Here is a 230-nt window from a genome sequence, read left to right on the forward strand (position 1 = left end):
TCGTAGAAATAATCCCCATCATATGTATTTGTGATACTACCAGCATCAGATGAAATATTGACAATAAATGCATTGTCCCCTTTGACTAACGAATGAAAATGTTTTACCACTCGTATAGGACCAAACGTGTTAATATCAAACGTCAATAATCCTTCATCTAAATCTAACTCATGGAATCTTTTCCCTCGGTCTACTAAAACACCTGCATTATTTACAATTCCATGTAACTC

The 230-nt window shown here is 34.3% G+C and carries 1 protein-coding gene; it reads right to left on the reverse strand.

Annotated elements, in window-relative coordinates; genetic code table 11:
• A partial coding sequence (locus tag AOA62_RS30570) for an SDR family NAD(P)-dependent oxidoreductase (protein ID WP_143521963.1) occupies positions 1-230 on the reverse strand: 230 nt, incomplete at both ends.

This window comes from Pseudomonas sp. 2995-3 (genome assembly GCF_002742565.1).
Classification (GTDB): domain Bacteria; phylum Pseudomonadota; class Gammaproteobacteria; order Pseudomonadales; family Pseudomonadaceae; genus Aquipseudomonas; species Aquipseudomonas edaphica.